At 73.3% G+C, this 9,121-nt stretch carries 4 protein-coding genes; all 4 read left to right on the forward strand.

The features are described from left to right. Positions 1-2,897 (forward strand): RAMP superfamily CRISPR-associated protein (locus tag FrCorBMG51_RS21220; RefSeq protein WP_235433791.1); only part of this gene is annotated, 2,897 nt, incomplete at its 5' end. Next, on the forward strand, positions 2,894-4,942 hold the full coding sequence (locus FrCorBMG51_RS21225) for an RAMP superfamily CRISPR-associated protein (RefSeq protein ID WP_052914912.1): 2,049 nt from the start codon (positions 2,894-2,896) through the stop codon (positions 4,940-4,942). The genes FrCorBMG51_RS21220 and FrCorBMG51_RS21225, both read left to right, overlap by 4 nt. Then, positions 4,939-5,736 (forward strand): type III-D CRISPR-associated protein Csx19, encoded by a 798-nt coding sequence (csx19, locus tag FrCorBMG51_RS21230; protein WP_047224779.1) that lies wholly within the window; start codon positions 4,939-4,941, stop codon positions 5,734-5,736. The genes FrCorBMG51_RS21225 and csx19 overlap by 4 nt, the downstream gene beginning before the upstream one ends. 2,239 nt (positions 5,737-7,975) lie before the next feature. Next, entirely contained in the window at positions 7,976-8,812 is an 837-nt protein-coding gene (locus tag FrCorBMG51_RS32720; RefSeq protein WP_157180610.1) for a hypothetical protein, read from the forward strand. Positions 8,813-9,121 lie beyond the last annotated feature (309 nt).

Here is a 9,121-nt window from a genome sequence, read left to right on the forward strand (position 1 = left end):
GGAGCGGACGGCGAGCCGACGACGACGGGGGCATCGGCATGACAGAGCCGCACGACACGACCACGCACCCGGCTGGCGACCTCACGTTCGAACTGGTCCTGCACATGGACAGCGACTGGCACTGCGGCACCGGCCTGGGCGTTCCCGGTGGGGTCAACAAACTGGTCAACACCGACCACGACGGCCTGCCGTTCGTGCCCGGCAAGACCCTGACCGGCGTGTGGCGGGACGCCTGCGAGCTCGCCGCCGCCGCGCTCGACGGCTCCCCGGCCCCGCTCCCGGACGCCACCGCACCGGCCGACGCGGCTGGAACCGCCGGCACGACCGGGGGGTGGCACGCCTGGGTCGAGTTCCTGTTCGGCAGCCAGCCCGCCCTGTCCGTGGGGGACGCGCCCGCCGGGGAACGCCCCCGTCCGGCGGCCCTGTCGGTGCGCCCGGCACGGTATCCGGCGGAACTCGCGGCAGCGCTGCGCCCGGACAGCCGGCGCGCGCTGCGTGACGCGACCACGTTCGTCCGCCCCGGGGTGAAGATCGACCCGGACACCGGGCGGGTGGCGGAGAAGTTCCTCCGCTTCGAGCAGATGGCGCGCTGCGGCGTCCAACTGACCGCGCGGGCGACGCTCGCGGGCTGGTCGGCCCCCCGCCCCGACGAGGCGGGCCATGGGGCGGGCCGGGCGGCAGGCCTGGACGACGACGGCCGGTGGGCGGCCACCGCGGTGCTGCTGCTCGGGGCACGGTTGGTGGAGTCCATCGGCGGCAAGCGCCGGCGGGGCTCGGGCCGCTGCCGCCTCGACGTCACCCAGGTCACCCGGGTCGAACCCGCCGCGGCCGAAGCATCTGCGCCGGCGCCGGTGCCGGCGCTGCCGACGCTGGAGGACGTCGCCGCCTGGCTGCGGGCACGCGGCGGCGTCGCCCCGCCCGTCCCCGCCGTGCCCGAGGAGACGGCGGCCTCACCCGCCCCGAGGCGTCCGGACCGCTCCGACTGGGAGAGCATCGCTCTGCGGATACATCTGGACACGCCGCTGATCGCGCAGGAGCGCACCATTGGCAACGCCGTGCGGTCGCTGGACTTCGTGCCCGGATCGGTGCTGTTGCCCGGCGTCCTGCGGCGGCTGGCCACGGCCGATGGAGCGGCCCGCGGGGCGGCCGGCGGATGGGATCCCGACGCGCTCGCCCGCGTCGGCGACCTCGTCGTGACCAACGCGACCGTCGACGTGGCCGGCGAGCGCGGCCGCCCGCTGCCCCGGACCTGGCTCCACCCGAAGGACGACGAGACCGCGGCAGTCAACCGGCTGGTCGAGACGCCGTCGGAAGCGGGCGCCGCGCCCAGGGCGTACAAGGGCACCTATGTCGGCGCGTCACCTGTCGACCATGTCGGCACGGCGCCTGTCAGTGCGGCACCGCCGGAACCTGGGACGGCGCCCGTGCCGGGACCCGCATCGGAGCCCACGGCAGCGCCCACGGCGGACGAACCGAACCCGCCCGCAATCACCATCCGTAAACGGCATCTGACGATCCATACCCACAACGTCATCGACGACCGGCGGCAGCGGCCCACAGCGGACGTGGTCGGCCTGTACACCTACGAAGCGCTCGCCGCCGGGTCGATGCTGCGGGCGGAGGTCCGGGTACGGGCCGGCCTGCTGCCCGCGGGGGCGCAGGCCGCGCTCGCCGGCGCGTGGGCGCTCGGACGCTCCGCCAAGGACGACTACGGGCAGGTCACCGTGGCCGTCGAGGGCCCGCCGGCGCCGTGGACGTCACCCCCGACAGCCACGACGTCCCCAGCAGCCACGACGTCCCCGACGGCCACGGCATCCCCGGTGACCGCGACGCCACCGGCATCCCCGGCGCCGGACGCGCGGGCCAGCGGAGCGGACACCGGCCAGGATGGGACGATCACCGTCTGGCTGCTGTCGGACGTCCTGATCCGGGACCGGCGGCTGCGCCCGTCGACCGACCCCCGCGAGTTCGCCGACCAGCTCGGCGCCGGGCTGGGGGTACGCCTGGAGCTCCAGGAGGCCGCCGCCTCCGAGTGGCTGATCAACCGGGCGACAGCGGTCCGACGGGCCGAGTCGTGGCAGCGGAGCTGGGGCCTGCCCCGCCCGACCCTGCTGGGGCTCACCGCCGGCAGCGTCCTGACCTTCACCGTGCGCGGGCGGCTCTCCCGCGAGAGGCTCGACCAGGTGCTGGCCGCCGGCATCGGCGAACGCACCGCCGAGGGCTTCGGCCAGATCGCCGTCGACGACCCACTGCTGCGGGCACGCCCAGGCCGGCTACGGACGTACCCGCCACCCGGTGGCGATCATGAGATGCCGCTCGTCACCGAACAGGACCAGGCCGCGTACGCGACGGCGCTGGTCATCGAACGGGAGGCGTGGCGGGCGCACATCCGGCGCGCCTCGGCCGCCATCGCCGCGACGCCCGAGGGACGTCAGGAGGCGCTCGGGCTCACCGCCACCGGCGGGGACGCCGCCGAGCGGGTGAACCCGACCCAGCTCGGCGGGCTGCGAGCCGTCCTGAGCCGGCTGGAGGAGGACGACGAGATCGACTACTGGCTGGACCGCCTGGCCGAAAACTGGTCAGGCCCGGCCTGTCAGCGGGCGTACCGGCGGATCAGGCCGCTGCTGCGGGACCGTTCCAGGGTCTGGGTGCTGCTCGGCCTCGGCCCGGGAGGCGACAGCGACACGGCCCACGAGGACGCGGCCCACGGGCTGACCATCACCGACAACGGAGCGCAGCGGCTGCGAGACGACACCGGGCTGTGGGCGGAAGCGGTTCGCACGCTCGTCACGAGCTGTCTGAGCGCCCACCACCGGGCGGTGGCCGGCGCCGACGCGCCAGGCAGCACGGACGACCAGGTCCACGACGACCGGATCCACGACGAGGTGAGGGTATGACCAGGTCGAACAGCGCGGCCGGACCGGTTCCCGCCGCGCCCGCCGGCCCACCGCCGGTCCCACCCGCGGCCCCGGCCGGCAGGCGGACCGAGCGCGCCGGGCGGGCGATGGTCCGCCGGCTGCGGGTCCGCGGCTGGCTGCGGCTGGAGACACCGCTGCACGTCGGAGGCGTCGGCGACGACCCGTCCATCGACCTGGCGCTGGCCGTGGACGGGCTGTCACGGCTGTACGTACCGGGTACCAGCCTCGCGGGCGCGCTGCGCGCCTTCGCCGGCCGCTCGATCGCCGACCGGCTGGTCCTCGACGGCATCTGGGGCAACGTTCCGCAGAACAGCATCCGGGCAAACGGTTCCCGGCAGAACTCCGACAACGGCTCCAGCGGTTCCGGCGGCTCCGACGACGGCTCGACGAGTCGGATCGTCGTGCACGACGGTCTGGTCACCACCGGCACCGATCTCGACTCCCCGTTCCCACCGTCCCGGGTCGAGGCCCGCACGGGCATCGGCATCGACCGGGTGCTGGGGACCGTCGCCGAGGGCTTCCTCTACGGCCGGGCCGTGCTCCCCCGCGGCGCCTACCTGCGGCTGGGCATCGACCTGGAGTCGCCCTACCCGGAGCGGGACGCCGACTCGGCCACGGCGATGCTCGGCACCCTGCTGCTCGCGCTCGCCGGGGGCCGGGTCCGGCTCGGCGCGGCCCGCACCCGCGGTCTCGGCTCCGTCGTCCTGGCCGGTGAACCGGAGATCGTGGAGCAACGCTTCGACAGCATGGACGGGCTGCTCAGCGCCCTCGGCCTGCCACCGGCCACCGAAACCACCGGGACCGCCGGGACTGCGGCCGGCACCGCGCTGACGCCGGCGGATCTCGGCGGCAGGGACCCGGACGCCGATCTACTCAGGGTGACCATCGCCTGGCGTCCGACGTCCCCGGTGATGGTGCGCTCCGCGGTGGACGGGCTCTCGATCGACGCGCTTCCCCTGGTCAGCGGGGTCGGCGGCGACGAGGTGGCGCTCGTCCTGCCCGGCAGCTCGATCAAGGGTGCGCTGCGGTCGCATGCGGAGCGTATCGAACGGACCGCCCGTGCCCGCGACGCCGCCCATCCGCTCAACGTACCGGCCGGGCCGCGGCGGTCGGCCCGGTTCCGGGAACAGCTCGACGACCTCGCGGCGGTGAACGCCCTGTTCGGTTCCGCCGGCACGGCCGCCAGCGGAACCGAATACGGATACGGCGGAGGAAACGGCAACGGGAACGATGGTGGCGACGGCCGCGCCGCGCGGGCGCCACGCGGCGTCGGGGCGCTCGGCGCGGACGACTGCTACTCGAAGCCAGCCATCCCCGCCGATCTCTGGCGCGCGCTGAACGGCGCGCACGTCACCGGCCTGAGCGAGCCGTCCGACAGCGGCCCGACCCGGTCGTGGGACAAGGCCCGGGCCCAGGTGCCGCCGGAGGTCCGTAAGCGCCTGCGGAAGCTCGGCATGGACCAGGCCGACCATGTCGCCATCGACCGCTGGACGGGCGGCGCCGCGGACAAGCGCCTGTACAGCACCCTCGAACCACACCATGTCGCCTGGCAGGACCTGCGCCTGACCGTCGACCTGCGACGGCTGAACCGCTTCGACACCGCATCGGCGGGCTTCGGCAACCAGGCGGACTCCGGCGACCCGGCGGACTCCGGCAACCAGGTGAGTACGGCCGGCGAAAGCGACGGAAGCGGTACGGAACGCGGGAACGACGCAGGCAGCGACGGGGACGGCGACGGCCTGGCACGGCCGGCGCTTGCGCTGCTGCTCCTCGTCCTGCGGGACCTGCGAGCCGGACGGCTCCGGCTCGGCCACGGCGTGAACCGCGGCCACGGCGACATCGCCGTGGAATCGGTCAGAATCAGCGGCTTCCCCGGGCTCCCCGACACGGAACGTGATTTCGACGATCTGCTCCGGGAGCCGGCGGTCGCCGCCTACACCCGGAGCTGGCAGGACTACCTCGATCGGGACCGTCTCGATCAGGAGCGCCCCGACAAGGACCGCGCGGACGGGAGGCCGCTGTGACAACCCACACCGCCGCCATCACCACCCTGCACACCGGCAGGTCGACGAAGATCTCGCTGCCGGACGCGATCCGCCAGGCCGACATCGGCGACGCCGTGGCACTGCTGGCGAGCGCGCGAAAGTACACGGTGGCCAGGCTGTCCGGCGGCCGGCTGACCGTGCCCGGCAGCCGCTCGTTCGCGGACGGGGCCGGCGTCGCCGACACGTCCACCGAACGGGAACTGCCGCTGCCGGCATCAGGCCCCGCCGCCGTCTTCGAAGCGCGGATCTTCAACCGGGACGCGGAGCTGCGCTGGCTGCACGAGCGTGACGGGCTCGGTACGGCCGTGCTCCTGTCGGAGTCGCCGGCGCTCTGCCAGCCCCCCGGCTGGCTGTTCGGCGAGCCCGATGAGCCCAGCGAGCCCGACAGGCCCGTCGCCCCGCTGACAGCCATCGACAGGATCGACAACAAATACCTGCTGTGGGGCCGACCGCTGCGTCCATATGGCTCGCAGAACCCGAACACCTCGCAGGCCCCGGACGTCCCGCAGAGCGCGGACGCTCCCAGCGGGCCGGTGTGGGTGCGTCTGGCCGAAGCCCGGATCGGCCTGCTCGACGTGCCGGTGCCGCGCGCCCCCCACGAGGACGAATGCGTCTTCCTGGAGACCGTCGAGTACGTGACGACCGAGCCCGAGCACGGCAACGCCTATGTCGCCGAGGAACGGCTCGTCGGCCTGTTTCCCGCGCTGCTGGAGCGCCCCGCAACCGCCGGCGGCCCCCGCCGGCCCGGCCCTCTCCCGGAGGTGACCCGATGAGCAGCCGCTCCGGCGTCGTGAGCTGGAAGACCACCCAGGACGGCACCCGCCGACTCGTCATCGTCGAGGCGAGCGGAGGCGAGCGACGCCTCGACCGCCGCTTCCTCGACCCGGCATTGGCCACGTTGGGTGATGAGGACCTGGCCGGCCGCCCCGTCGAATACGACTGGACGGGCGGCCGGGCCAAGCGCATCCGCGACAAGGGTGCCCCCGCCACAGCCACCCCCGAGAGCGCGGCGGCCGAATCCTCCTCGTCCCATTCGGCACCGGCCGGGCCAACGCAGGCCGGATCGGCGCAGGCCGGAGGCGCGCACGCCGGGTCGTCGGCGCAGGGCGGGACAGCGCAGGGCGGCACGCCCACCCAGCCGACACGGCCGCGGCCTCGGCCGGCTCCGGCATCCCAGCAGCGGGTCACCCGTCAGCCGCCGCGCCACATGGCGCCGGCCCGGCCGTCCCGCCGTGCGGGGTCAGGCGGGTGGCAGACGGGCGCCCCTGGTATCCCGGGCGAGACGCGGCAGCGCCCGCCCGAGCCGCTGAACGCGTTCGTCAACCCGTACGGGTTCGTCCCGGCGCCGCGCCGCGACGAACGGCACCAGGCCCTCGGCGACGTCGGCGACCCCACCGACCGCGACCGCCTACCCGGTCACGACCGACTCCGCGAGTACCGCTGGTCGGGCACGATCGGCGTCACCCTCACCGTGGGCACACCGCTCCTGCTGCTGGACACCCCCTTCCTCGAACGCTCCAAGGACACCGGACACGCCACATACCCGGTACTGGAACGGAAAGTGATCACACCTGACGGCCGCGAGGAGACCCGGCCGCACCTGCCCGCGACCGCGGTGAAGGGCATGCTGCGCACCGCCTACGAGGCGGTGACCAACTCCCGGTTCGGCGTGTTCACCGGTCACAACGGCCGACTCGGCTACCGGATGGCGGCCCGCGACGGGCTCGCCTCCATCCCGGCACGGGTGATCGGCAACGGCGGCGCCGCCAAGATCGAGCTGCTGCCCGGGACGACGCCCGCGGGCCATCAGGGCCGCCACGGTTCGCCCATGCACGCGGCCTGGCTGCCGAGCTACTGGACGGCGGACGGTGCGCGCAACGTCCGCGACCGCGCCGCCACCAAGGCCGACTTCAACATCATGATGCCGGACGGGTCACGGCCCAGGCATGGCCAGTTGGTCCGGGCGCGCATCCAGCTCGTCCAGCATCACAGGTGGGACCGTCGGTCGGAAAGCCACGAACCCGACTTCCAGCTCTGGTGGGTGCGCGCGCTCGCCGAGCCCGGCCAGGAGCCGGGGCACGCGCCGCTGCAGCCCTCGAAGCGGCCGCGGGCGTCCTGGTACGAGCCGCTCGGCCCGGAGAAGGTGGTCGACGGCTGGGTGTGCGTCACCAACCGGAACATCGACCGCAAGCACGACGAACGGGTCTTCTTCTTCGACCCGGACAACGACCTGCGGGAGACCTACGAGCTCGACAAGCGGCTGCGGGGCATCTGGCGCGACATCATCAACGGCTACGCGGCGGCGCACCGCCCCGGTGAGCTGAAGGAGCCTGACCCCAAAACCCCCGGGGCACTCGTATCGAGCCGCCACCTGGTTCCGCCGAAGAGCACGGAACCGGAGAAACTCACCAACGGTGATCTGATCTATGTCCGGCTGGACGCCCGCGGTGAGATCGACAGCCTGTATCCGGTGACGATCGCGCGCGAGCTGTTCAGCGTCCCGCCGAGCGAGCTGCTGCCCTCGTCGCTGCGACCCGCGGACACGATCAGCGAGCTGTCCCCCGCGGACCGGGTGTTCGGCTGGGTCCGCACCGAGGAGCGGCCCAGGGCCGGGGCTGGGGCTGAGGCCGGGGGCCGGCGCGAAAAGCGCTCCGGCTCCAACCGCGGCGGCTGGAGCGACCGCGGCGGCTGGAGCGACCGCGGCGGCTGGGATGAGCGGGACGGCGGGGACGGCCGGGGCGACCCGGCCGGCGCCTGGCTCGGCGCCGTGCGCATCGGCCCGGTGCGCTGCGACCATGCGTCGGACGCGCCCGCCGACAGAAAGCGCCTCCCGCCGTCGGCCGGCGGGCCCGCCNCGTGGAGCGTTTCCAGAATCCGGGCCTGCCGCTGGCGATTCTCGGCCAGCCGAAACCCGGCCAGGGCCGTTTCTACCTCGGCGCCGAACGCAACGGCCATCCCGCGCCGCTGCCGGCCGGGCTGCCCAAGGGAAGCTGGTTCGTCTCCGAAGGCCGGGTGCTGCGCGGACGCAAGGTCTACCCACATCACGCAGGCCTGCCCGACGGCTACTGGCAGGACCCGGCCACCGACCGCACCCAGATCCTGGACGGCGGGCGCTACCAGGAATACCGTCGACCACGAAAGTCCGCGATACCCGAGAACAATCCACGCGCGAACCCGCTGAACCGCGACGGAACCGCGTTCACCACCCTCACCAGGGGCGGGCCGCAGGACGAGAACCGTGACGACCAGAACCGGTCGATAAAAGGCTGGGTCCGGCCCGGCACGACGTTCACCTTCACCGTCGACGTCCGTAATCTGACCGGGGCCGAGCTGGGCGCGCTGCTGTGGCTGCTCGACCTGGGCACCGATGAGCCGAGCCGTTTCCACCGGCTGGGCCTGGGCAAGCCGCTGGGTTTCGGCAGCGTCCGGCTCACCGTCGACCCGGCCCGTACGGACCTGCGCACCGGCGAGTCATGGGCTGAGTACTATCGCTCGATCACTCCGGACGAGCCTGTTTCGAACGGTTTTCCCGCGGCGGCCCGGGAAACCGTCGAAGAGTTCCGGCAGGCGGTGGCCGGCGGCGATGCCGGGCAGTTCGAGAGGGTCCCACACATCCGGGCGTTCCTCGCCGCCGCCAGCGGCGATCCGTCCACTCCCGTGCACTATCCACGGGTCCGCCCGACTGGCCTGCGCGTCGACGTCCCGGTCCCGCCCGACCCCCGCGGCCGCTCGTTCGAGTGGTTCGTCCAGAACGAACGGCAGGGCCGCGACGTCCAGGGTAGCCGCGGCACCAGTCTCCCCGACCTCGGCGCTCTCCCCCTCCCCGTCTACCCCGGAAAGGACCGATAACAACAGGACCGACAACGGCAGCGGTCCCTTCCAAAACGTCACCCATACCGCACGCCCCCACTCCGCATCCAGCCGAAGTATCGGTGAACCATGAGATTGAGGGAACAAGTGGTCGCTACAGCAGCCACTTTCACCCTCAATCTCATGAGCACAGGGGAGCGGCAGAAAATCCTGATCCCTGTTCTCGGGGTGAGGATCGGGATGGCCTGCGGAAACACCTGGCCATCGTCCGCCTGGCACACCGCCGCTCGGACAGTCCCTGGATCTGTGGGTGGCGGGTCCGCACGAGGGACTGTTTCAAGATCGGTG

The organism is Protofrankia coriariae (genome assembly GCF_001017755.1).
In the GTDB taxonomy this organism is placed as follows: domain Bacteria; phylum Actinomycetota; class Actinomycetes; order Frankiales; family Frankiaceae; genus Protofrankia; species Protofrankia coriariae.